Here is a 22,174-nt window from a genome sequence, read left to right as displayed (position 1 = left end):
GAGCGGCCCGAGGAACGCCTCGACTCCCCGAAGGGCATGCGCACGCGTGTGCTGCCCACCCGTCGACGCGGACGCGGCGACGCGTTCGGTCGCGCCACCGAGGGAATCGCCCGTGCGATGGGCACGCCCTGGTTCCTGATCGGGCTGACCCTGTTCTGCGTGCTCTGGATGGGGTGGAACACGCTGTCGCCGAAGTCGTGGCAGTTCGACTCGGCGGCGATCGGCTTCACCGCGCTGACCCTGGTGCTGTCGCTGCAGGCCTCGTACGCGGCGCCGCTCATCCTGCTCGCGCAGAACCGGCAGGACGACCGGGACCGCGTGCAGTTCGAGCAGGACCGGCAGCGGGCGGAGCGCAACCTCGCGGACACCGAGTACCTCGCCCGCGAGGTCGTCGCCCTTCGCCTGGCGATGCGGGACATGGCGTCGAAGGACTTCATCCGTGCCGAGCTCCGCTCCCTGCTCGAGGAACTGGACCGCCGCGACGGCGACCCCGAGGACCTCGACGACCTGGACGACCGCGGCCACGAGCGTTCGGTGACGCGTGGCTGACGGCACCACCGCGCAGGACCAGCTCGGCGCCGCGGTCCTCGCTGCGCTCGGCCGTGTCCTCGACCCCGAGATCCGCCGGCCCGTCACCGAACTCGACATGATCCGGGGCGTCGACGTCCAGCCGGGAGGCTCGGTGCGCGTCGACCTGCAGCTCACGATCGTGGGGTGCCCGGCCGCCGACACCATCGAGCGGGACGTCCGCGCCGCCGCCGGTTCCGTGGCGGGGGTCGCGGCGGTCGATGTCGACGTGTCCGTGATGGACCCCGCCGTGCGTCGCGCCCTCACGGAGCGGCTGCGCGAGGGTCGTCCCCAGGGCGTCCAGTTCACCCCGGACTCGTTGACCCGCGTCATCGCGGTGACGAGCGGCAAGGGCGGCGTCGGCAAGTCCACCGTGACGGCGAACCTGGCGGCGGCGCTCGCGCGTCGGGGGCAGCGGGTCGGCATCGTCGACGTCGACGTGCACGGCTTCAGCATCCCGGGGCTCATGGGACTCACCGACGAGCACGGCGTCGCCCCGCGGCCGACCCGCGTCGACAGCATGATCCTGCCGCCGGTCGCCCACGAGGTGAAGGTCGTCTCGATCGGCATGTTCGTCGACGACGTCTCCACCGCGGTCTCCTGGCGCGGGCCGATGCTGCACCGGACGGTGAACCAGTTCCTGTCCGACGTGTGGTTCGGCGACCTCGACGTGCTCCTGCTCGACATGCCGCCCGGCACCGGCGACGTGGCGATCTCCGTCGGCCAGCTACTCCCCCACGCCGAGGTGCTCGTCGTGACCACCCCGCAGGCGGCCGCGGCGGACGTCGCCGAGCGGAGCGGCATCGTCGCACGGCAGACCGGGCAGAAGGTCATCGGCGTCGTCGAGAACATGGCGGGGCTCGTGCAGCCCGACGGCAGCGTGCTGCACCTGTTCGGCGAGGGCGGCGGCGACGAGACCGCCCGACGGCTCTCCCGCGGTCAGGACGCCCCCGTGCCGGTGCTCGGCCGGGTCCCGCTCTCGGTACCGCTGCGCGCCGGCGGCGATGCGGGCCTCCCGGTCGTCCTCGGTGACCCGTCGGACCCCGCGGCGGTCGCGCTCGACGCGGTGGCCGACCGGCTCACCGCGATGGGTCGGGGACTCGCCGGCCGGAAGCTCGGCCTGTCGCTGTCCTGAGCGACGACGGACGACGTCCGGGTCAGGTCGCTTCGACGTCGAACGGCGCGGGCTCGCCCGCGGCCAGTGGCACCACCGGCGCCGGTGCCCGCACCTTCGCGGCGGTGACGGTCGCCGCCGTCGCCGTCGCGGTCTCGGCCCCGGACGAGGGCGAGTCGAGCAGGGCGTCCCGGATGATCCGGCGCGGGTCGTACTGACGCGGGTCGAGCTTCTGCCAGTCCACGTCGTCGAAGTCGGGGCCCATCTCCTCGCGCATCCGCTCCTTGGCGCTGTCCGCGAACCGGCGGACGGCCTTCACGAACTCGGCGAGCTTCTGGGCGTAGACGGGCAGCCGCTGCGGCCCGAGCAACAGCACGGCGATGATCCCGATGATCAGGATCTTGTCGAGCTGGATGTTCACGGGAGCGAGCCTAACGCGTGGACCCGGCGAGTCACCCGTAGAGTTGACCGACGAGGAGTGTGCGTGTCAGAGAAAGACTCGAACTGGAAGTTCGCGGAGGACATCGTCTCCGAACCCGATGGTGTCGCCCGTGCGCGTGAGCACTCCCTCGAGCTCGGGGTCGAACCGGTCTCCCCGGCGATCGGTGCGCAGATGAGCGTCATCGCCGCGGCGTCCCGCGCGACGAGCATCATCGAGATCGGGACGGGTCTCGGCGTGTCCGGGCTGTACCTGCTCGCGGGCGCGCCCGATGCCACGCTGACGACGATCGACGTCGAGATCGACCACCAGCAGTACGCCCGGGACGCGTTCATCGCCGCCGGCACCGCGCCCGGCCGGGTCCGGCTCATCCCGGGTCGTGCCGCCCAGGTGCTGCCGCGCATGAACGACGCCAGCTACGACGTCGTGCTCATCGACGCTGACCCGGAGCACGTCATCGAGTACGTCGAGCACGGCCTGCGCCTGGCGAAGACCGGCGGTACCGTGCTCGTCCCGCACGCACTGTGGCGCGGCAAGGTCGCCGACCCGGTCAAGCGCGACCGGGCGACGACGGACTTCCGCCTGCTGCTCACCGAGGTCTCCACCTCCGGCGCCGTCCGCAGCGCCCTCTCCCCCGCGGGCGACGGGCTGCTGCAGATGACGAAGCTCACGGCCTGACGCGGTCGGCATCGCTCGGTCTGATCCGGTCAGTCGGGTCGGTCCGTCGGCCGGGAGGCCGCCTCACTCCAGGTGCCGCAGGGACCGTCCCGGGTCCTGCAGGGTCGTGGTACCGCGTCTCGGGCCGGGCGCCGGGGCGTTGCCGGAGGCCCGCTCAGCGGCAGGCCCGGACGCACGGAAGGCCCGGGACGTACGCGTCCCGGGCCTTCCGTGGTGGTGCGTCGACGTACTAGGCCGAGACGACCTCTGCCAGTGCGTCGTGGAGTTCCTTGGCCTCGGCGTCGTTGACCGAGACCACCAGGCGGCCTCCACCCTCGAGCGGAACCCGCACGATGATGAGTCGACCCTCCTTGACAGCCTCCATCGGCCCGTCGCCGGTCCTCGGCTTCATCGCTGCCATCAGATGTCCCCTTTCGTGCAGTACGAACAGGGGCCATTATCCCGTAGACAGGCGCGACTGCGAAACCGCCCCGGTCGGGGGTGCTCCGAGCGGACGGGTCAGGGCGTCACGGTGGGGTCCAGTCGTACCCGTCGACCCACCAGCAGAAGTACAGCCAGGTCCACTGCAGCACGACCGCGAGGACCACGAGCGCGACCCGGTAGACCCGCGACCGTGGCAGTGCGACGACGCCGAGCAGGGGTGCGATCGGGAGCAGGATGCGCCACGTGCTCGACTGCGGGAAGAACACCGCGAGCAGGTACACGAGGTACGCGACGCCCCAGAGCCGCAGCTCGAGGCCGATGCGCCGGGCGGCGGGCTGGAAGACGACGGCGGCGAACCCCAGGAGCACCGCGACCAACAGGATCGCCCCCGCCGGCTGGTGGAACCACCACCCGAAGCCCTGCACCCACGGGGTGAACGGGACGAGCTCGCCCCAGCCGATGTACGACGACCGCCAGGCGAGCTCGGTGTCGGTGTAGGCCCTCGGGACACCGGTGACCGCCCAGGCGACCGCGGGCCAGGCGAGCCCGACGAGTCCGGAGACCACCGCGACCGTGGCCGGTGCGACCGCGGTGCGGGGGGTCAGTCGCTCCGGCATCCGCAGCCACGCCGGCCGGAGGACCCCGACGAGCACGAACAGGACCATGAGGAGCGCGAAGGCGAGCCCGGTCGGCCGGGTCATCCCGAGCAGCAGGACGACGGGCAGCATCGCCCAGAACCGCCGTTGCACCAGGAGCAGCAGGGCGACGAGCAGCAGCAGGACCCCCATCGCCTCGGCGTAGGCGACCTGGAACACGACGGAGACCGGCGCGACGCAGAACAGCACGGTGGCGAAGGTCGCGCGGGTCGGGTCGAGGAACCGGCCCATCAGCCGGCGGAACACCAGCGCGGCGCCCCAGCCGGAGAGCAGGGAGACCCACACGGCGACGAACTCGAAGGACGCTCCGGTCAGGGCCATCAGCGCCCGGACCGTGAACGGGTACGCGGGCATGAACGCCCACGCGTTCTCCGTCACGTGTCCCGCGGCGTCGACGGGCAGGGTCGACGGGTACCCGCTCGCGGCGATCACCCGGTACCAGGCGCCGTCCCAGATCGAGGCGAACGACAGGTACGTCGGGTTCTGCACGGTGAACGAGTTCGCCGCCTGGATCCGGGCGAAGCCGGACATCATCACGGTCGCCAGGACCCGCGAGAGGGTGTAGACGACCGTGATGCGCAGCCACCACGGGACGAGCCGCCACCGGACGACGACCCACGTCAGTGCCGCCCTCGACGCCCGCGGACGGGGCACGGCCGTGGAGGCGGTGGTCACGCCGTCAGCCACCGCCGCAGTCCGTCCTCGACGGCCGTGATCTGGGCGACGGGGACCTGCTCGTCGTCGTGGTGTGCGAAGACGGGCTCACCGGGGCCGTAGTTGACCGCAGGGACGCCGAGCGCGGAGAAGCGGGCGACGTCCGTCCAGCCGTACTTGGGGCGCGGGGCCGGACCGCCGACGGCCGCGACGAACTGCTGGGCGAGCGGCGCGTCGAGACCCGGGCGGGCTCCAGCGGCGAGGTCGACGATCGTCACGTCGTACCCGTCGAAGAGCTCGCGGATGTGCGCGACGGCCTCGTCGGCGGAGCGGGACGGCGCGAAGCGGTAGTTGACGTGGACCATCGCCTCGTCCGGGATGACGTTGCCGGCGATCCCGCCCGAGATGCCCACGGCGTTGAGGCCCTCGCGGTACTCGAGCCCGTCGACCGAGACGGTCCGGGGCTCGTACGCCGCGAGGGTCGCGAGGATCGGGGCGGTCTTGTGGATGGCGTTGTCACCGATCCAGCTCCGGGCGCTGTGCGAGCGCGTGCCGGAGGTGCGGATCTCGGCCCGGAGGTTGCCGTTGCAGCCGCCCTCGATCTGCGCTCCGGAGGGTTCGCCCAGGATCGCGAAGTCGCCGGCCAGGAGCTCGGGTCGGGTACGGGCCAGACGACCGAGGCCGTTCAGCGCGTCGCTGACCTCCTCGTGGTCGTAGAAGACCCAGGTGACGTCGACGTTCGGCGCGACGAGGTCCACCGCGAGCTTGAGCTGCACCGCGCAACCGGCCTTCATGTCGACCGTCCCGCGACCCCAGAGGATCTCGGTGCCGTCCTCGGTGGTGCGGAACTCGGTCGGCAGGTTGTCGTTGAGCGGCACGGTGTCGATGTGCCCCGCGATGACGACCCGGCGCTCCCGACCGAGGTCCGTCCGCGCCACGATCGCGTCCCCGTCGCGCACCACGTCGAGGTGCGCGAGCGGGGCGAGGGCGGCCTCGATCGCGTCGGCGAGCGCACCCTCGTTCCCGGACACCGATTCGATGTCGCAGATGGCGCGGGTGATGTCGATGGACGAGGCACTGAGGTCGAGCGGCTGCGGCATGCGGTCACCTTATCCGCCGGCCCTGTCGTCCCGCTGCCGCGGTCGCAGCCCGGCCGGGAGGCCCGTCCCGACCCCGCAACGTCCGTCCGGCCGGTCCGGGAGTCGGGTCCGGCGCCTCGGTACCCTGGTGCGGTGACCGACACGACCGACACGTCCGCCGACGCCCGCCCGACCTCTGCATGGGGCCACGGCCTCGCGACGATCGCCGCCGACGGCACCGTCCTCGACACCTGGTTCCCGGAGACGCACCTCGGTGAGCGGCCGGCCGACGCAGCGGTGCCGGCCGATCTGCAGGCCGCCGCGGGCGAGGACCCGCGCCGCGAGGTCCGGCTCGAGGTCGTCACCGTCGACATCGTGATCGACGAGGCCCCGACGAGCACGCCCGACGCCTACCTCCGTCTCCACCTGCTCAGTCACCTGCACGTCCGGCCGAACGAGGTCTCCCTCGACGGCGTGTTCGGGCACCTGCCGATCGTCGCCTGGACGAACGCCGGCCCGGTGCACCCCGACACGCTCACCCGCCTCCGGCCGACCCTGCAGCGCGCCGGCATCGCCGTGCACGCGATCGACAAGTTCCCCCGGCTGGTGGACTACGTCGTCCCCGACCGGGTCCGCATCGGCGACGCCAACCGGGTGCGGCTGGGCGCGCACCTCGCGCCGGGCACGACCGTCATGCACGAGGGCTTCGTGAACTTCAACGCCGGGACCCTCGGCGAGGCGATGATCGAGGGGCGCGTCTCCCAGGGCGTCGTCGTCGGGGAGGGCACCGACATCGGTGGTGGCGCCTCGATCATGGGCACGCTCTCCGGCGGCGGGACGCACCGTGTCCGCCTCGGTGCCCGTGCCCTGCTCGGCGCGAACGCCGGCCTCGGCATCTCGCTCGGCGACGACTCCGTCGTCGAGGCGGGACTGTACGTCACGGCGGGCACGAAGGTCGTCCTGGTCGGGGCGGCTCCGGGCCCGGACGGCACGCCCCGGACCGTGAAGGCCGCCGAGCTGTCGGACGCGCCGAACGTCCTGTTCCGGCGCAACTCCGTCACGGGTGCGGTCGAGGCGCTGCAGCGGAAGGGCGAGGGGATCCAGCTCAACACGGCGCTGCACGCCTGACACCGAGGAGACGGCGCCAGAGGCGGGGGCCTCCGACGCGCCCTGAGCGTCCCGACCCGGCGCCGGTCGACGAGACCGGCTCCGGGCCGTGCGTCAGCGCGTCAGCGCTGCGGCAGGTCGCGCTCCGGGTACCCCACGTACAGCTGCTGCGGGCGGCCGATCTTGTTGAGCGGGTCGTTGTTCAGCTCGCGCCACTGCGCGATCCACCCGGGCAGCCGACCGATGGCGAACAGGACGGTGAACATCCGCGGCGGGAACCCCATCGCCTTGTAGATGATGCCGGTGTAGAAGTCGACGTTCGGGTAGAGCTTGCGGCTGACGAAGTACTCGTCCTCGAGTGCGATCTGCTCGAGTTCCTTCGCGATGTCGAGCAGGTCGTCCTGCACGCCGAGCGCCTCGAGGACCTCGTCGGCGGACTCCTTCACGAGCTTCGCGCGGGGGTCGTAGTTCTTGTACACGCGGTGTCCGAAGCCCATGAGCTTCACCCCGCGCTCCTTGTTCTTCACGCGCTCGACGAAACGGGTGACGGGCTCCCCCGAGTCCTTGATCTGCTGGAGCATCTCGAGCACGGCCTCGTTCGCGCCGCCGTGCAGCGGGCCGTAGAGCGCGTTGATGCCGGCGGAGATCGACGCGAACATGTTCGCCTTCGTCGAGCCGACCAGCCGCACCGTCGCCGTCGAGGCGTTCTGCTCGTGGTCCTCGTGCAGGATGAGCAGCCGGTCGAGCGCCTTCGAGAGCACCGGGTCCGGCTGGTACGGCTCGGCCATGGTGCCGAAGTTGAGCCGGAGGAAGTTGTCGACGAACGACAGCGAGTTGTCCGGGTACAGGAACGCCTGTCCGATCGCCTTCTTGTGCGCGTACGCGGCGATGACCGGCAGCTTCGCGAGGAGCCGGACGGTCTGCAGCTCGACCTTCTCGGGGTCGTCGACGTCCATGTCGTCCTCGTAGTACGTCGAGAGGGCGCTGACGGCACTCGAGAGCACGGACATCGGGTGGGCCGAGTGCGGCAACGCGTCGAAGAGGCGGCGCAGGTCCTCGTGCAGCAGGGTGTGCCGGCGGATCCGGCTGTCGAACGCCTCGAGCTCGGTCGGCGACGGGAGCTCGCCGTAGATGAGGAGCCAGGCGACCTCGAGGAACGTGCAGTTCGACGCGACCTGGTCGATGGGGTACCCGCGGTAGCGGAGGATCCCCTGGTCGCCGTCGATGTACGTGATCGCGCTCTTCGTCGAGCCGGTGTTGACGAAGCCGTAGTCGAGGGTGTTCAGCCCGGTCTGCTTCTTCAGCGAGGAGATGTCGATCGTGGACGCGCCGTCGACGCTCTGCAGGATCGGGAACTCCGCCTGACCCCCCGGGTACGACAGCGTGGCCGTCTCGGTCGCCTGCTCGGCACCGGGGCTCACCGGGATGGGCGTCGTGGGCGGTGTGGCCGTCTTCTGAGCGTCGTTGGCAGTGTCAGTCACGCTGGACAGCCTAACGGCGGCGACTGTCGATCGGGTACAGCCCGGGGACGGTCGGTTGGTGTGCAACCACGGTTGCGCGGACGCGCCGCCCGTGGGTCGATCCCGGCCGGGAGGCCCGTCAGCCGCCCGCCATGCGACCCGCGCTGGCGAGGCGCTGGGCAGCGGCGGCGATGCGGTCGTCCGTCGCCGTCAGGGCGACGCGGACGTGACGAGCACCGGCGGCGCCGTAGAACGTGCCGGGCGCGACGAGGATGCCGCGGTCGGCCAGCCACGCGACGGTGTCCAGGGCGGGCTCGTCCCGCGTGGCCCAGAGGTAGAGTCCGGCACCGCTGGCGTCGATGCGGAACCCCGCCCGCTCGAATGCCGTCCGGAGCACGTTCCGCCGGGTGCGGTAGCGGGCTTTCTGTTGCTGCACGTGCGTCTCGTCCTCGAGTGCGACGACCATCGCCTGCTGCACGGGCAGCGGCGGCATCATGCCGGTGTGCTTGCGGATCGCGAGGACGTCGGCGAGCAGTGCGGCATCCCCGGCGACGAAGGCTGCGCGGTACCCGGCGAGGTTCGACTGCTTCGAGAGGGAGTACACGCTGAGGACGCCGTCGAAAGAGTCACCGACCACGCGCGGGTCGAGGATCGTCGGGGTGGGTCTGGTGTCGTACGGGGCGTCCCAGCCGAGTTCGGCGTAGCACTCGTCGCCGACGATGACGGCGCCGAGCTCCCGCGCGCGGGCGACCGCGGCGCGGAGCTGCTCGATCGAGAGCACCCGCCCGTCCGGGTTGCCCGGGGAGTTCAGCCAGACGAGCTTCGTGCTGGTCGGCCACGATGCCGGGTCGTCGGCGGCCAGGGCGTCGGCGCGGACGAGTGCGGCGCCGAGCTCGTAGGTCGGGTAGGCGGCCTCGGGGAACACGACCGTGTCACCCGGTCCGAGTCCCATCCAGAGCGCGAGCCCGGCGATGAACTCCTTCGACCCGATGGTCGGCAGGACGTGGTCGGCGGTGAGCCGGACGCCCTGGCGACGGCCGTACCAGGCCGCGATCGCCTCGCGGAGCGCGGGCGTGCCGGCGACCTGCGGGTAGGCGTGGGCGTCGGTCGCGTCGGCGAGTGCGCGACGGACGACCTCGGGCGTGGGGTCGACCGGCGAACCGACACTGAGGTCGACGATGCCGCCCTCGTACGCCGTCGCTCGCTGCTTGTACGGGGCGAGCTGGTCCCAGGGGAAGTCGGGGAGGTCGAGCGCCACGGGTGTCAGGCCCGGGGCTGTGCCATGACGACCGGGTGGTCCTTGTGGATCACGCCGACCTTGGCCGCTCCGCCGGGCGAGCCGATCTCGGAGAAGAACTCGACGTTGGCCTTGTAGTAGTCAGCCCACTCCTCGGGGAGGTCGTCCTCGTAGTAGATGGCCTCGACCGGGCAGACCGGCTCACACGCACCGCAGTCGACGCATTCGTCCGGGTGGATGTAGAGCGACCGGTCACCCTCGTAGATGCAGTCCACGGGGCATTCGTCGATGCACGCGCGGTCCTTCACGTCGACACAGGGCTGAGCGATCACGTAGGTCACGAGCGGGTGCTCCCTTCCGGGGTTGAGCGACTGCGAGTCTACCCGTGCGGTGCTGCGACCTCGGACCGGTCGGCCTGCCGTGCCGGGTCTGCGCGCAGTCCGGAGAGGTCGGGCCAGGCGAGCACGAGCATCGCGACGACGGCGGGGCCGAAGGTCCAGACGTACCCGGCGGCGTTCGCGAGGACGAGGGGCGAACTCGTCCCGGCGACGGCGACGAGCACCTGGGTGGCGAGGATGACCCCGACCCCGACGGCCGCGACGAGCAGCCGCGACCGGTACAGCAGGCGGACGCCGACGACCACGCCGATGACGATCAGCATCGTGAGGACCATGCCGATCGGTGCTGCGCTCCACGACCCGATGGGAACGGTCTGCTGGTGGGTGACGGTGCCGAGGCCGCCGACGATCAGGCCGACGGCCGCGGCGACCACGAGTGCGGCGGCTCGGCCCGGGCCCGACATCTCGGCGAACGACTGCGGCGCGGTCGGGACCGGGGGCACGTCGTGCCGGAAGCCCTCCAGCGCGGGCACGGCCTGCCGGGCGCCGTGCGGCAGGACGTACGACAGCGCACCGGGGTCGCGCGGATCGGCGGCGTCCACGGTGAGCTGGCTGCGGTACTGCTCGAGCGCTGCCCGGACCTTGCCGCGGACCGGGAGGACGTCGACCGTGACGTCGGCGCGGCCGGAGTCCGCGTCGACGATCATCGAGAACGCGACCTCCTCGGCGCGCGCGGCGTACCGGGCGGCGGCGTGGACGCGGACGTGGTCGGGGTGTCCGTACCCACCGTCGTCGTCGTAGGTGACAACGGCGTCGGCACCGGTCGACCGGATCGCCGCACGGACGTCGTCGACCACCTCGCCCAGGTCGGCGCGCGTCAGGGAGTCCTCCGGTGCGTCGCCGGCCGCGGTCGCGCGGCCGTCCGGCCCCCACTGCATGCCCGAGTCGGTGTAGCGGCGTGTCGGGAGATCGGTCGGCCGGGCACCGGGGCCGCCGAGCCACAGGTGGGCCGGGCCGCCGAGGGCTGCGAGGGCCGCCGCGATCTCGGTCTCGCGGTGCGCGGCGACGCGTGGGCCGTCGCCGGCGAGCGGTGCGAGCTCGGCCGTGAGCATCTCGCCGCGCTCCCCCCGGGTGGCGGTCAGCACGGTCACGTGTGCGCCGAGCTCGAGCAGGGTCGCGATGGTCCCGCCGGACGACAGGGTCTCGTCGTCGGGGTGCGCGTGGACGAAGAGGACGCGTTCAGGGCGCGTGGCCGGTGCCGTGGACATCGCCTGCAAGCGTACGGGAAGGGCTCCGGGCGCCGCGCGGCGGCGGACCGCCCCGGGCGTCAGCGCGAGGTGACGATGTAGGTGGCGGTGGCGCCGCCGTCGGCCGCGGAGAACGTCAGGACGACGCGGTGGTCGTCGCTCCGGAACAACCCGAACGCGCTCGAGCTGTCGGCCCGCTCGGCCGACTCGGTGAAGCCGGCGTCGGCGAGCTGCTGCGCCGCCGTGCTGAAGTCCCCCACCGACGCGGTGCGGACCTGCACGACCCAGCCCGAGCCTCCCGGGCCGGCCCCACCGCCGAGCGCGGTGCCGTCGACGAGCGGGACGGACGAGGACGGGAACCCGTCGGGGACCTGGCCGTCGCTCGTCACGTGCGTCCCGCGCAGGGCCGTGTCGAGCGCTCCGTCGATCCCGCCCGCCACGTCGGCCATGCCGCGCTCGATCGCGGCTCCGTCGATGCCCTGGACCCCTTCCGAGACGGTCGACGCGACCGAGGAACCGAGGTCGGTCGCCTGGCGGACGGCGTCGGACGAACAGCCGCTCAGACCGGCGAGGGCGACGCCGGCGGCGACGGCAGCGGTGAGCGAAGTGCGGATCGGGCGGCGCATGCCGGTACCGTAACCGGCCGGACGGCGGAGTCGTGGTGCGTTCGCTGGGAAGTCGCCCCGGACCGGCCTCAGGAGAGGTACGCCCGCGCGGCCGCGACGAGCGCGTCGACCCCGACCGGGATCGCCGTCTCGGCCTGCGGTGCGTAGAACGGCGAGTGGTTGCTGGGGATCTCCGCGCCGCTGCGGAACAGCTCCGGGTCGGTGATGCCGGTGAACCAGTAGACGATCGGGGCACCCGCGGCGGTGGCGAGCTGCCCGACGTCCTCGGACGCCATCGCCAGTCCGGACTCCATGTCGACGGCGTGCGGCACGACGGCACGGACGGCGTCGAGGACGACCGCTGCCTGCTCGGGGTCGTTGACGAGCACGTCGGCCCCCGGCGCACGCGCGATCGTCGGAGCGCCCAGTCCCCCGGCCTCGCTCTCGGCACGGACGATGCGCTCGATCGAGGCCACGATCCGGGCTCGTGTCTCCTCGTTGCGGGCGCGCGTCGAGATCTCGATGACGGCCGTGTCGGGGATGATGTTCGGCCGCGTGCCGGCGTGGAACGACCCGACGGTGACGACCCCGGCGTCGCTCGGGGCGACCTCCCGCGACACGATCGTCTGCAGGCGCACGACGGCGGACGCGGCGGTGACGATCGGGTCCAGGGACGCCTGCGGTGCCGAGCCGTGCGCGCCGCGGCCCGTGAAGGTCACGGTGAACCGGTCGCTCGACGCCATCACCGCTCCGGACCCGACCGCGACGACACCGACCGGCGCCGGGGCGGAGTGCTGCCCGAGCACCACGGTCGGCTTGGGGAAGCGGTCGACGAGACCGTCCTCGATCATGGCCCGCGCGCCGGAGATGACCTCCTCCGCAGGCTGGAACACGGCGACGACCGTGCCGTGCCAGTCCGCGGTCGCGGCGACGAGCCGTTCGAGGGCGCCGAGCAGCCACGTCACGTGGATGTCGTGGCCGCAGGCGTGCATGGTGGGCCCCTCGTTGCCGTCCTCGTCCACCCCGCGGTGGGTGCTGGCGTACGGCAGGCCGGTGCGCTCCTGCACGGGCAGCCCGTCGATGTCGGCGCGCAGCCAGAGCACCGGGCCGTCCCCGTTCCCGAGCACCCCGACGACCCCGGTGCCGCCGACCCCGGTGGTGACCGTGATGCCGCCGATCTCCGCCAGCCGGTCAGCGATGACGCCGGCGGTGCGGTGCTCCTGGAACCCGAGCTCCGGGTGGGCGTGCAGGTCCTGGTAGATCGAGAGCAGGTCGAGAGTCACCGGACCACCGTATCCCCCGGTCCCGCTCCCGACGGTACGGGCGCCGACGGTACGGACGCCGACGGCCCGGCCACCTGGAGCGGTGACCGGGCCGTCGGGAGGAGGACGGGCCTCCTGGATGGTGCTCGGCTGCTTACGCGTCCTGGCGCTTCAGGCGGGCGTAGCTGCGCTGGCGGGCCTGCGCGTCGAGCTCGACCTTGCGGATGCGGACCGCGTCCGGGGTGACCTCGACGCACTCGTCCTCGCGGGCGAACTCCAGGCACTCCTCGAGCGAGAGCTGCCGGGACGGCGTCATCGACTCGAACGTGTCGGCGTTGGCCGACCGCATGTTGGTGAGCTTCTTCTCCTTGGTGATGTTCACGTCCATGTCGTCGGCGCGCGAGTTCTCGCCGATGACCATGCCCTCGTAGACCTCCTCCGTCGGGTTGACGAAGAACGTCATCCGCTCCTGGAGGTTCGTGATGGCGAACGGGGTGACCACACCGGAGCGGTCGGAGACGATCGAGCCGTTGATGCGGGTCTGGATCGGGCCGGCCCAGTCGTCGTAGCCGTGGAAGATCGCGTTGGCGATGCCGGTGCCGCGGGTCTCCGTGAGGAACGACGTGCGGAAGCCGATGAGGCCGCGCGACGGCACGATGAACTCCATGCGGATCCAGCCGGTGCCGTGGTTCACCATGTTCTCCATGCGGCCCTTGCGGGCGGCCATGAGCTGGGTGATGGCGCCGAGGTGCTCCTCCGGCGTGTCGATCGTCATGTGCTCGAACGGCTCCTGCAGCTTGCCGTTCTCGTCACGCTTTGTGACGACCTGCGGCTTGCCGACGGTGAGCTCGAAACCCTCACGACGCATCTGCTCGACCAGGATGGCGAGTGCGAGCTCGCCACGGCCCTGGACCTCCCACGCGTCCGGGCGTCCGATGTCGACGACCTTGAGCGAGACGTTGCCGACCAGCTCACGGTCGAGACGGTCCTTCACGAGACGCGCGGTGAGCTTGTGGCCCTTCACCTTGCCGACGAGCGGCGACGTGTTCGTGCCGATCGTCATCGAGATGGCCGGGTCGTCGACCGTGATGGTCGGCAGCGGGCGGACGTCCTCGGGGTCGCTCAGCGTCTCACCGATGGTGATCGTGTCGAAGCCCGCGACGGCGACGATGTCACCGGGGCCGGCGGACTCGGCCGGGAAGCGGTTCAGCGCCTTGGTGATGAGGAGCTCGGTGATGCGTGCGTTGACGACGGAGCCGTCGTGCTTGACCCACGCGACCGTCTGGCCCTTCTTCATCGTGCCGTGGAAGATGCGCAGGAGCGCGAGGCGGCCGAGGAACGGCGACGCGTCGAGGTTCGTGACGTGCGCCTGCAGGGGGTGCTCGTCGTCGTACGTCGGGGCCGGGACGTGCTGGAGGATCGCCTCGAAGAGCGGCTCGAGGTCGTCGTTGTCCGGCAGCGTGCCGTCCTCTGGCTTGTTGCGGCTCGCGGCACCGGCGCGACCGGAGGCGTACACGACCGGGACGTCGAGGATCGCGTCGAGGTCGAGGTCGTCGACCTCGTCCGCCAGGTCGGAGGCGAGCCCGAGGAGCAGGTCCTGGCTCTCCGAGACGACCTCGTCGATCCGGGAGTCCGGGCGGTCCGTCTTGTTGACGAGCAGGATCACCGGCAGCTTGGCGGCGAGCGCCTTGCGGAGCACGAAGCGGGTCTGGGGCAGCGGGCCCTCGGACGCGTCGACCAGCAGGACGACACCGTCGACCATGGAGAGGCCGCGCTCGACCTCACCACCGAAGTCGGCGTGGCCGGGGGTGTCGATCACGTTGATCGTGATGCGGCCGCCCGGGTTGAACTCCTCGGCGTGCTTCCCGTTGTAGAGCACCGAGGTGTTCTTCGCGAGGATGGTGATGCCCTTCTCGCGCTCGAGGTCGTTCGAGTCCATCATGCGGTCTTCGCCCTCGAAGTGGGCGTCGAACGAGTTGGTCTGCGTGAGCATCGCGTCGACGAGGGTGGTCTTGCCGTGGTCGACGTGTGCCACGATGGCGACGTTGCGCAGGTCGGACCGAGTGGCGAGCGCCATACAGGACATCCTTTTGTGTTCGGAAGAAGATCGGGCGAGCGCCCGGTTTCGGGACCGGCCCGAAGGGGTTCGGGACCAGCCCGAGGAGTGCGGGACGGTGCCCGACGGGGTTCGGGACCATGCCCGACTCGCCAGTCTACCGGTAGTTCTGCAACCAGGAGGAGTACAGCCGATGAGCCGACGGCGAACGTGGACCGAGATCGCCGTCGTGCTGATGCTCTCGCTCGGCGCGAGCGCGCTGTACTCGGTCCTGCAGATCATCGACGACCTGTCGCAGACGACACCGCTCGGCGAGCAGTCCACCGCGCTGAACAGCTCCACGACGACGGTCCAGTACGTCGACCTGGCGCGGCAACTGCTGGGCATCGCCGTCGACCTCGCGCCCGTCGCGCTGGTGTGCATGCTGCTCTGGGAGTCGTCCCGCCCCCACCTGGGCCGGCTCGGCATCGACCGGTTCCGCGTCCGGCCCGACCTCGGCGGCGCGGCGCTCATCGCCCTGGGCATCGGCATCCCCGGGCTGGCGCTCTACTTCACCGGACGGGCGCTCGGCATCACCGTCGCCGTGGACCCGGCGGCGCTCGACTCGTACTGGTGGACGAGCCCGGTGCTGCTGCTCTCCGCCGTCCGGTCCGGGCTGCAGGAGGAGGTCATCGTCGTCGGCTACCTGTACGCCCGGCTCCGCGACGACCTCGGGTGGGGACGCTGGCAGGTCATCCTGTCCACCGCCGTCCTGCGCGGGAGCTACCACCTGTACCAGGGCTTCGGGGCGTTCATCGGCAACGCGGTGATGGGCGTCGCCTTCGGGTGGATCTACACGAAGTGGGGGCGGCTGCTCCCCCTCGTCATCACGCACGTGCTCCTCGACGCGACGGTCTTCGTCGGCTACCCGTTCGTCGCGCGGGCGTTCCCCGGACTGTTCTCCTAGCGGCAGATGTCCTGCGGCGCCCCGCCCACCCGACGGGAGGCGCGGGGCCAGCTCGGCGACGCGCCTCCCGTCCGCCGGTCTCCCGTTCTCCACAGCTCCCCCGACCGCTCGTCCACCCTGCGTCTGAAATGCTACGTTCTACACATCAGAACGAGCGATGGGGGGGGACGATGGGGATCGAGTTCGAAGACGCCGCGGCCGTGCGGCTGCTCGCGTGCGCGTCGGAGGTCGCGCTGTCACTCCGGGCGGGTTCCGCCGGACGACGCGCCAGCGCCGAAGACGCGCTGCGCGACTTCCACGGCGCCTACGCACGGCTCTACGAGCAGGCGCACACGGTCGAGTCGGAGGACCGGGTCCGCCTGGTCCGGGCGCTCGACGACCTCGCCGGGCAGCTCCACGTCGTCCGGCGCCAGGCACACGACGAACAGCGTCGACAGCACGACCTGGCAGCGTGGCACGAGCGTGAACGGCAGCGCGACCAGGTGCTCGTCGGCGTCGGGGCCCCGTTGCGACCCGCGCTGGACTGGAGCGACGCGGTGGTCGACCCGAAGCCGTCGGAGACGCCGGTCCGCCCGACGCCACTCACGGCACGGTTCCGCGCGCGCACTCGTGTCCGGACGAGCAGCGGTGGCTCCGGCGGACGCAGCGGCGCGGACCCGGACCGCCTACGCCGGGTCGCTGCGCGCGCCCGCGCGCAGGACGCGGCCACCGCCCAGGAACTCACCCGTGTGCGGAACGCCTGGGTGACCTTCTCCCGGACGTGCGCCTGGGTGCCCGTGGACGACGCGTCCCTCGTGCCGGGGTTCGAGGACCACCTCGCCGAGAACGCCGCGGACGCTGCCTGGCTGGACCGGATCGCGGACGCCTTCGCCGCGGCGGGAGGAGGGTCGCTGTCCGACGGCGTGCTCGACGCGGCCGGGGCGTCCCGACTGCCCCGGGAGCTCCAGCGTGTCCTCGACCCGTCGTCGACCACCGTCGAGGTCGCGGCGGCCTGGCATGCGCTCGGCTTGTCCGACCAGGACGTCGAGGCGCTGCCGCTGAGGACGAAGCTGCAGCTCGCCGGGATCGACGGGCTCCCGGCCGTGGCGCGGGACATCGCCTCGCGCGCGGTGCTCCGTGCAGCGGTCGCGAACCCGGGGCGGGTGTACCGGATGCTCGGGCTGCCGTACACGTACGGCGCGGTCGGCCTCGAGGAGTTCACGCGGCAGGTCCTGGCGCTGCGGGACGGGCTCGAGCGTGCTGACCAGTCTGCGGCCAGGCTCGCCCCGCCATCGGCGCAGGTCGGTCAGCTGGTCGGGTTCGGGACTTCGAACGGCGCGCTCGTCGCGGCGATCTCGCTCGGGGACCTCGACACGGCGTCGAACGTGACGGTGAACGTACCGGGCGCGACGACGACGATCGGGAGTGCTCCGGAGAAGGTACGTGCTGCACACGGGCTCCTCTCGACGGCAGCACGTCAGGACCAGAAGTCGTCGTTCGCTGTCGTCTCCTGGTTCGGCTACCGCGCGCCGTCCTTCCCCGAGGTACCCGGCCAAGGCCGAGCAACCACCGGTGGGGCGAACCTGGCTTCGTTCCTCGACGGCGCCGTCGACAGTCGCGCGGGAAGCCCACCGCGCTCCATCGCCGTCCTCGGGCATTCCTACGGATCGACGACAGCTGCGGAAGCACTAGCCCAGACACGTCACCGGATCGACTCATTCGTCACGTACGGCTCGGTCGGGTTCACCGACGCGACGAAGCCGGACCAGCTCAACGTCGACCGTGTGTTCGCTACCGAGGGTGAGAACGACCACGTTGCGGCCCTCGGTCGGTCAAGGCGAACGGATCCTCGGGATCTCCCCGAGGTCGAGGTCTTCTCATCCGAAGCCGCCCCCGGTACGAAGGCAGTCACGGGCCACGACATGTACCCAGAGCACGGAGTCGGGTACCTCTCGTCCGGGTCAACGGCTGCACGGCACATCGCCGAGATCATCGCGAACGGGAAGCCAGGATGAAGATCATGACCACGAAACTGCTCGCGATCGTCGTCGCTGCCCTGATCCTCGGGGGGACGGTCAGCTGCACAGCAGGAGGGAAATCCATGCCGAAGGACGCAGCCGGTCTGACACGTGCCGATGTCTCGGAACTCAGTTTGCGCCAGGAATTCAACCGGTACCGGGAGCACTACGAGGAGATGCAACGAGTACTGGCTGCGGCACAGCGCGCGGTCCACGAGGGAGAGTGGGCCTGGAACGGTGGCGACGACAACCCGCAGATCGGTGGCGACGGCCGCACTCCCCTTCCCGGCGCGGACGTCGACAACAGCTACTTCCTTGAGTCGAGCAGATCCTGGACCCCGGAGGGAGCCACGGGTTCCAGAGGAGACCTCGATCCGATGATCGACTACTTCGAGCACCGCGGCGCGAACATGCACATCGAGCGGGTCGCCGACACCTACTACCTCGACGGCAGCGTCCGTGACGGCTGGCACGTCGAGTACTTCATCCAACCGAGCGGCCGCTACTCCCTCACCGTGTCGAGTGACCTCTTCTGGACCAACAACGCCGACGCACTCGCCAGGGCAGTGTTCGGCCGAGCATCACTGCGATGGCCGGATCGCTCTTCTCCCGGTGAGTACCCGGAGCCGCCCGAGTGGGATGCGCCGATCATCAACCGCCCCCGAATCTGATGCAGCCACGACGACGGCCGCTCACGCTCGTCGCCCTCGTCATGACCGTGCTCCTAGCCGGTTGCGCGGCGGGAGCAGCGCAGCAGACGAAGGACGCAGCCGGACTGACGCAGGACGACGTCGCGGAACTCACGCTGCACGGGCAGATCCAGTACTCCCTCGACGTCGACGGCCGGTACTCCCTCGACGTCTACAGCGAACCGTTCTGGACCAACGACTCCGACGCGCTGTCCGCAGCCGTCTACGGCCGAGCGACGCCGGACTGGCCGACCGAGTCCCGACCGGGTGAGTACCCGACGCCGCCGACGTGGGACGACCCGGTCGTCAACCACCCGAGGACCTGAGCAGGCGGGCGCGCCCGGCTGACGGACGGGAGGCGGCGCGCGGTCGGTGCGCACCGCCTCCCGCCCGGCAGCCGGCTACGCCGCGATCGAGGGCACCTTCTCCGGGTAGTGGCACGCAGCCCGGTGGTCGACGTGCTCGCCGCGACGCGGCGCCTTCTCCGGCTCCTCCTGCTCGCACCGGCGCCGCTCGTCCTCGGGGAGGAGCGCGTAGAGCGGGCAGCGCGACCGGAACCGGCACCCGGTCGGCCGGTCGGTCGGGCTGGGCGGGTCGCCCGGCAGCAGGATCGTCCTCCGTGCCCGCTCGACGACCGGGTCCGGCACCGGCACGGCCGACATGAGAGCGGCCGTGTAGGGGTGCATCGGGCGCTCGAAGACCTCGTCGACGGCGCCCTCCTCGACGGTGCGACCGAGGTACATCACGCTGACGCGGTCGGCCACGTGCCGGATGACGGACAGGTCGTGCGACACGAACAGGTACGACAGTCCGAGCCGCGCCTTGAGCTCGGCGAGCAGGTTGAGCACGCCCGCCTGGATGGAGACGTCGAGCGCGGAGACCGGCTCGTCGAGCACCACCAGGTCCGGCTCCACGGCGAGGGCACGGGCGATCGAGATGCGCTGCCGCTGACCACCGGAGAACTCGTGCGGGTACCGGTCGGCCTCGGCCGCTCGCAGACCGACGAGCTCGAGCAGCTCCGGCACGCGGTCGGCGATGCGCGAGGACGGGGCACCGACCGCCCGGAGCGGTTCGGCGACGACGTCGTACACCGACATGCGCGGGTCGAGGCTGGCGGACGGGTCCTGGAACACCATCGAGATGCGTTGCCGGAGCGCCCGGGTGCCGGCGGCCCCGCGCGCGGTGGCGTCGGCGAGTGACTCCCCGAACAGCTCGACCGTGCCGGCCTCGGGCCGTTCGAGGTCCATGAGCTGGTGGAGGGTCGTCGACTTGCCGGAGCCGGACTCCCCGACGAGGCCGAGGGTCTCCCCGCGGCGGATGTCCAGGTCGACCCCGTCGACGGCGTAGACGTCTCCGACCTTGCGGCGGAAGACGGAGCCCTTGACGAGCGGGAAGGTCTTCGTCAGCCCTTCGACGTGCACGACGGGTTCGCGGTCGGTCCGTGTGGCCTCGATCCGGATGCTGTGGTCCGGGATCACGGGGAGCGAGAAGATGCGGCCGGCGTCCGCGTGTGCGGCGGCGACCTCGGCGGTGCGGTGGCATGCGGCGGTGTGCCCGACCGGCACGGTGCGGGCGGTGCCGGCAGCGGCCGTGTCGGCACCGGGTACGACGTCGACGGGCGGGGCGAGCACCGGCTCGGTCGACCGGCAGACCGCACTGACCAGGGGGCACCGGTCCGCGAAGGGGCAGGCGTCCGGCAGCCCGATGAGCGACGGCGGTGCGCCCGGGATCGGCACGAGCGGAGACCGGTCGGAGGCGTCGAGCCGCGGCAGCGCGCCGATGAGCCCGATCGTGTACGGCATCCGCGGTCGGGCGAAGAGCTCCTCGGCCGTGGCCGTCTCGACGATCCGGCCGGCGTACATCACCGCGATGCGGTCCGCGATCCCGGCGATGACACCCAGGTCGTGGCTGACGAACACCAGCGCGGCCCCGGTCTCGCGCTGGGCGGTCCGGAGCACCTCGATGATCTGAGCCTGGATCGTCACGTCGAGCGCCGTGGTCGGCTCGTCGGCGAGGATCACGTCCGGGTCGTTCGCCATGGCCATCGCGATCATCGCGCGCTGGCGCATGCCGCCGGAGAACTCGTGCGGGAAGGCGTCCACGCGGCGACCCGGTTCGGGGATGCCGACGAGTTCGAGGAGTTCGATCGCCCGTGCTCGCGCCTCCGCCTTCGAGGCGCCGCGGTGCAGCCGCACCGTCTCCGCGATCTGGTCACCGATCGTGTACACCGGCGTGAACGCGGACAGCGGGTCCTGGAAGACCATCGCCACCTTGTGCCCGCGGAGCCGGCTCATCTGCTTGTCCGACCGGCCGAGCAGTTCCTCGCCGTCGAGCTCGACCGACCCGCTGACCTCCGTGGTGTCGGGCAGCAGCCCGAGGACCGCCATGCTCGTCACCGACTTGCCGGACCCGGACTCGCCGACGATGCCGAGTACCTCTCCGCGGCGGAGTTCGAGGTCCACGCCGCGGACCGCGTGCACGGTCCCCCGCGGGGTCGGGAACCGGACGTGTAGGTCCCGGACCCGCAGGATCGGCTCCGTGGTGGTCGCGCCCGTGGTCGAGCCGTTCGTGATGGTGCTCATGCTGCTTCCCCGGTCGTCCGCGACGCTCATGCGCCCGATCCGGCCTGTGTGTTCAGCGCGGCCACGTCGACGGCCGCCTGGTTCTGGTCACGACGACGGTTCTGCTTCTGGCGCTTCCCGGTCGTCGAGGTCGGGTCCAGCGCGTCGCGGAGCCCGTCCCCGATGAGGTTCGCGGCGATCGCGAACACCACGAGGGCCCCGGCGGCGAAGTAGAAGAGCCACGGACTCGTCAGGGCGTTGTCCTGGTTCTGGGCGATCAGCGTCCCGAGCGAGACGTCCGGTGCCTGCACGCCGAACCCGAAGTAGCTCAGCGTCGTCTCGCCGAGCACCGCGGTCGCGACCTGGATCGTGCCGTCGATGATGAGGAAGGACGCCACGTTCGGCAGGATGTGCCGGAAGATGATCCGGAATGGCCCGATGCCCATGTACCGGGCGGCCCGCACGAACTCGCGCTCCTTCACCGACAGGGTCATGGCCCGCACGACACGTGCCGTGATCATCCAGCCGAAGACGGTGATGAGGACCACGAGGACGATCCACCCGGCGTTCTGGATGCGCGGGCTGATGATCGCGATGATGAGGAACGACGGCAGGACGAGCAGCATGTCGACGAAGAACATCACGATGCGGTCGACCCAGCCGCCGAAGTAGCCCGCCGCTGCCCCGGTGATCGCGGCGATGGCGGTCGAGAACACCGCGACGAGCAGCCCGATGAGCAGGCTCTTCTGCATGCCGCGCGCGGTCTGGGCGAAGACGTCCTGCCCGATGCCGTTCGTCCCGAACCAGTGCGCACCGCTCGGGGGCCGGGTGAACGAGGTGTAGTCGATCTCGGAGTACTGCCACGGGCTGACGAGCGGCCCGATGAACGCGAAGGCGAACAGCAGCAGGACGACGACGACGCCGATCCCGGCGCCGCGGTTCATGAAGAGCCGGCGCACCGTCTGGAGGATCCGGTTGCCCTGCGCGGTCGGACGGGCCGGCACGTCGCTGCGCGCGACGAGCGACGGGTCGACGGGTTCGATCCGGGTGTCGGTCATG

General features: G+C 71.4%; 21 protein-coding genes. 8 read left to right on the top strand and 13 right to left on the bottom strand.

What is annotated here, in order from left to right; all coding sequences use genetic code 11:
* The first annotated feature begins 36 nt into the window (after nucleotides 1-36).
* Together DEI95_RS03120 and DEI95_RS03115 are read left to right on the top strand one after the other, a co-directional pair.
* The gene (locus tag DEI95_RS03120; protein WP_110823991.1) at nucleotides 37-549 is read left to right on the top strand and encodes a DUF1003 domain-containing protein; all 513 of its coding nucleotides are present in this window, start codon (nucleotides 37-39) and stop codon (nucleotides 547-549) included.
* Nucleotides 542-1,702, top strand: coding sequence for an Mrp/NBP35 family ATP-binding protein (locus DEI95_RS03115; protein WP_111059347.1), 1,161 nt, complete (start codon nucleotides 542-544; stop codon nucleotides 1,700-1,702). The genes DEI95_RS03120 and DEI95_RS03115 overlap by 8 nt, the downstream gene beginning before the upstream one ends.
* 22 nt (nucleotides 1,703-1,724) lie before the next feature.
* On the opposite strand, the gene DEI95_RS03110 is transcribed toward DEI95_RS03115, so the two are convergent.
* Nucleotides 1,725-2,102 carry a twin-arginine translocase TatA/TatE family subunit gene (locus DEI95_RS03110; protein WP_110823688.1) on the bottom strand — a complete coding sequence of 126 codons (378 nt, stop codon included), beginning with the start codon at nucleotides 2,100-2,102 and terminating at the stop codon, nucleotides 1,725-1,727.
* A gap of 63 nt (nucleotides 2,103-2,165) precedes the next feature.
* Between DEI95_RS03110 and DEI95_RS03105 the strand changes: the two genes are divergently transcribed.
* Nucleotides 2,166-2,798, top strand: a complete 633-nt coding sequence (locus DEI95_RS03105; RefSeq protein WP_110823687.1) for an O-methyltransferase — start codon at nucleotides 2,166-2,168, stop codon at nucleotides 2,796-2,798.
* 229 nt (nucleotides 2,799-3,027) lie between these two features.
* On the opposite strand, the gene DEI95_RS03100 is transcribed toward DEI95_RS03105, so the two are convergent.
* The 3 genes from DEI95_RS03100 to dapE form a co-directional block, all read right to left on the bottom strand.
* Nucleotides 3,028-3,198: a DUF3117 domain-containing protein gene (locus tag DEI95_RS03100; protein WP_017887054.1), complete on the bottom strand. Its 171-nt coding sequence runs from the start codon at nucleotides 3,196-3,198 to the stop codon at nucleotides 3,028-3,030.
* A 106-nt stretch (nucleotides 3,199-3,304) separates the two neighbouring features.
* Nucleotides 3,305-4,552, bottom strand: a complete 1,248-nt coding sequence (locus DEI95_RS03095; RefSeq protein WP_258367424.1) for a hypothetical protein — start codon at nucleotides 4,550-4,552, stop codon at nucleotides 3,305-3,307.
* Nucleotides 4,549-5,631, bottom strand: coding sequence for a succinyl-diaminopimelate desuccinylase (gene dapE / locus DEI95_RS03090; RefSeq protein ID WP_111059346.1), 1,083 nt, complete (start codon nucleotides 5,629-5,631; stop codon nucleotides 4,549-4,551). Before dapE ends, DEI95_RS03095 begins: the two co-directional genes overlap by 4 nt.
* 132 nt (nucleotides 5,632-5,763) lie before the next feature.
* Here dapE and dapD point away from each other — a divergent pair, with 132 nt between their 5' ends.
* On the top strand, nucleotides 5,764-6,738 hold the full coding sequence (dapD, locus tag DEI95_RS03085) for a 2,3,4,5-tetrahydropyridine-2,6-dicarboxylate N-succinyltransferase (RefSeq protein WP_111059345.1): 975 nt from the start codon (nucleotides 5,764-5,766) through the stop codon (nucleotides 6,736-6,738).
* 101 nt (nucleotides 6,739-6,839) lie between these two features.
* Here the strand turns inward: dapD and DEI95_RS03080 are convergent, their stop codons facing one another.
* The 7 genes from DEI95_RS03080 to typA form a co-directional block, all read right to left on the bottom strand.
* Nucleotides 6,840-8,138 carry a citrate synthase gene (locus tag DEI95_RS03080; RefSeq protein ID WP_110823683.1) on the bottom strand — a complete coding sequence of 433 codons (1,299 nt, stop codon included), beginning with the start codon at nucleotides 8,136-8,138 and terminating at the stop codon, nucleotides 6,840-6,842.
* A gap of 178 nt (nucleotides 8,139-8,316) precedes the next feature.
* Complete coding sequence (gene dapC, locus DEI95_RS03075) at nucleotides 8,317-9,435, bottom strand: succinyldiaminopimelate transaminase (protein ID WP_111059344.1); 1,119 nt, start codon at nucleotides 9,433-9,435, stop codon at nucleotides 8,317-8,319.
* A 5-nt stretch (nucleotides 9,436-9,440) separates the two neighbouring features.
* On the bottom strand, nucleotides 9,441-9,755 hold the full coding sequence (fdxA, locus tag DEI95_RS03070; protein WP_110823681.1) for a ferredoxin: 315 nt from the start codon (nucleotides 9,753-9,755) through the stop codon (nucleotides 9,441-9,443).
* Nucleotides 9,756-9,793: 38 nt separating this feature from the next.
* Complete coding sequence (locus tag DEI95_RS03065; protein ID WP_110823680.1) at nucleotides 9,794-11,020, bottom strand: PIG-L family deacetylase; 1,227 nt, start codon at nucleotides 11,018-11,020, stop codon at nucleotides 9,794-9,796.
* 59 nt (nucleotides 11,021-11,079) lie between these two features.
* A complete protein-coding gene (locus DEI95_RS03060; protein ID WP_111059343.1) occupies nucleotides 11,080-11,625 on the bottom strand; it encodes a hypothetical protein in 546 nt (181 codons plus the stop codon).
* A 68-nt stretch (nucleotides 11,626-11,693) separates the two neighbouring features.
* Nucleotides 11,694-12,887, bottom strand: coding sequence for an amidohydrolase (locus DEI95_RS03055; protein ID WP_111059342.1), 1,194 nt, complete (start codon nucleotides 12,885-12,887; stop codon nucleotides 11,694-11,696).
* A 133-nt stretch (nucleotides 12,888-13,020) separates the two neighbouring features.
* A complete protein-coding gene (gene typA / locus DEI95_RS03050; RefSeq protein ID WP_110823677.1) occupies nucleotides 13,021-14,943 on the bottom strand; it encodes a translational GTPase TypA in 1,923 nt (640 codons plus the stop codon).
* A gap of 172 nt (nucleotides 14,944-15,115) precedes the next feature.
* Here typA and DEI95_RS03045 point away from each other — a divergent pair, with 172 nt between their 5' ends.
* The 4 genes from DEI95_RS03045 (at nucleotide 15,116) to DEI95_RS03030 (ending at nucleotide 18,880) form a co-directional block, all read left to right on the top strand.
* Entirely contained in the window at nucleotides 15,116-15,868 is a 753-nt protein-coding gene (locus tag DEI95_RS03045; protein WP_111059341.1) for a CPBP family intramembrane glutamic endopeptidase, read from the top strand.
* Nucleotides 15,869-16,038: 170 nt separating this feature from the next.
* Entirely contained in the window at nucleotides 16,039-17,862 is a 1,824-nt protein-coding gene (locus tag DEI95_RS03040) for an alpha/beta fold hydrolase (RefSeq protein WP_181436177.1), read from the top strand.
* Between the two features lie 5 nt (nucleotides 17,863-17,867).
* Nucleotides 17,868-18,536, top strand: a complete 669-nt coding sequence (locus DEI95_RS03035; protein WP_146243582.1) for a hypothetical protein — start codon at nucleotides 17,868-17,870, stop codon at nucleotides 18,534-18,536.
* 41 nt (nucleotides 18,537-18,577) lie between these two features.
* Nucleotides 18,578-18,880, top strand: coding sequence for a hypothetical protein (locus tag DEI95_RS03030; RefSeq protein WP_146243581.1), 303 nt, complete (start codon nucleotides 18,578-18,580; stop codon nucleotides 18,878-18,880).
* 75 nt (nucleotides 18,881-18,955) lie between these two features.
* On the opposite strand, the gene DEI95_RS03025 is transcribed toward DEI95_RS03030, so the two are convergent.
* Entirely contained in the window at nucleotides 18,956-21,136 is a 2,181-nt protein-coding gene (locus DEI95_RS03025; protein WP_111059392.1) for an ABC transporter ATP-binding protein, read from the bottom strand.
* A 26-nt stretch (nucleotides 21,137-21,162) separates the two neighbouring features.
* Nucleotides 21,163-22,173, bottom strand: coding sequence for an ABC transporter permease (locus DEI95_RS03020; RefSeq protein WP_110823672.1), 1,011 nt, complete (start codon nucleotides 22,171-22,173; stop codon nucleotides 21,163-21,165).
* Nucleotide 22,174: the final 1 nt, after the last annotated feature.

The organism is Curtobacterium sp. MCBD17_008 (genome assembly GCF_003234475.1).
Taxonomy (GTDB): domain Bacteria; phylum Actinomycetota; class Actinomycetes; order Actinomycetales; family Microbacteriaceae; genus Curtobacterium.
This window is presented reverse-complemented; position numbering and strand designations above follow the sequence as displayed.

Bases quoted from the DNA above. Each gene is read 5' to 3' on its own strand.
- DEI95_RS03120 (WP_110823991.1), top strand. From the start codon at position 37: ATGCGCACGCGTGTGCTGCCCACCCGTCGACGCGGACGCGGCGACGCG.
- DEI95_RS03100 (WP_017887054.1), bottom strand. From the start codon at position 3,198: ATGGCAGCGATGAAGCCGAGGACCGGCGACGGGCCGATGGAGGCTGTC.
- dapE (WP_111059346.1), bottom strand. From the start codon at position 5,631: ATGCCGCAGCCGCTCGACCTCAGTGCCTCGTCCATCGACATCACCCGC.
- DEI95_RS03065 (WP_110823680.1), bottom strand. From the start codon at position 11,020: ATGTCCACGGCACCGGCCACGCGCCCTGAACGCGTCCTCTTCGTCCAC.
- DEI95_RS03060 (WP_111059343.1), bottom strand. From the start codon at position 11,625: ATGCGCCGCCCGATCCGCACTTCGCTCACCGCTGCCGTCGCCGCCGGC.
- typA (WP_110823677.1), bottom strand. From the start codon at position 14,943: ATGGCGCTCGCCACTCGGTCCGACCTGCGCAACGTCGCCATCGTGGCA.
- DEI95_RS03045 (WP_111059341.1), top strand. From the start codon at position 15,116: ATGAGCCGACGGCGAACGTGGACCGAGATCGCCGTCGTGCTGATGCTC.
- DEI95_RS03040 (WP_181436177.1), top strand. From the start codon at position 16,039: ATGGGGATCGAGTTCGAAGACGCCGCGGCCGTGCGGCTGCTCGCGTGC.
- DEI95_RS03035 (WP_146243582.1), top strand. From the start codon at position 17,868: ATGACCACGAAACTGCTCGCGATCGTCGTCGCTGCCCTGATCCTCGGG.
- DEI95_RS03030 (WP_146243581.1), top strand. From the start codon at position 18,578: ATGACCGTGCTCCTAGCCGGTTGCGCGGCGGGAGCAGCGCAGCAGACG.
- DEI95_RS03025 (WP_111059392.1), bottom strand. From the start codon at position 21,136: ATGAGCACCATCACGAACGGCTCGACCACGGGCGCGACCACCACGGAG.
- DEI95_RS03020 (WP_110823672.1), bottom strand. From the start codon at position 22,173: ATGACCGACACCCGGATCGAACCCGTCGACCCGTCGCTCGTCGCGCGC.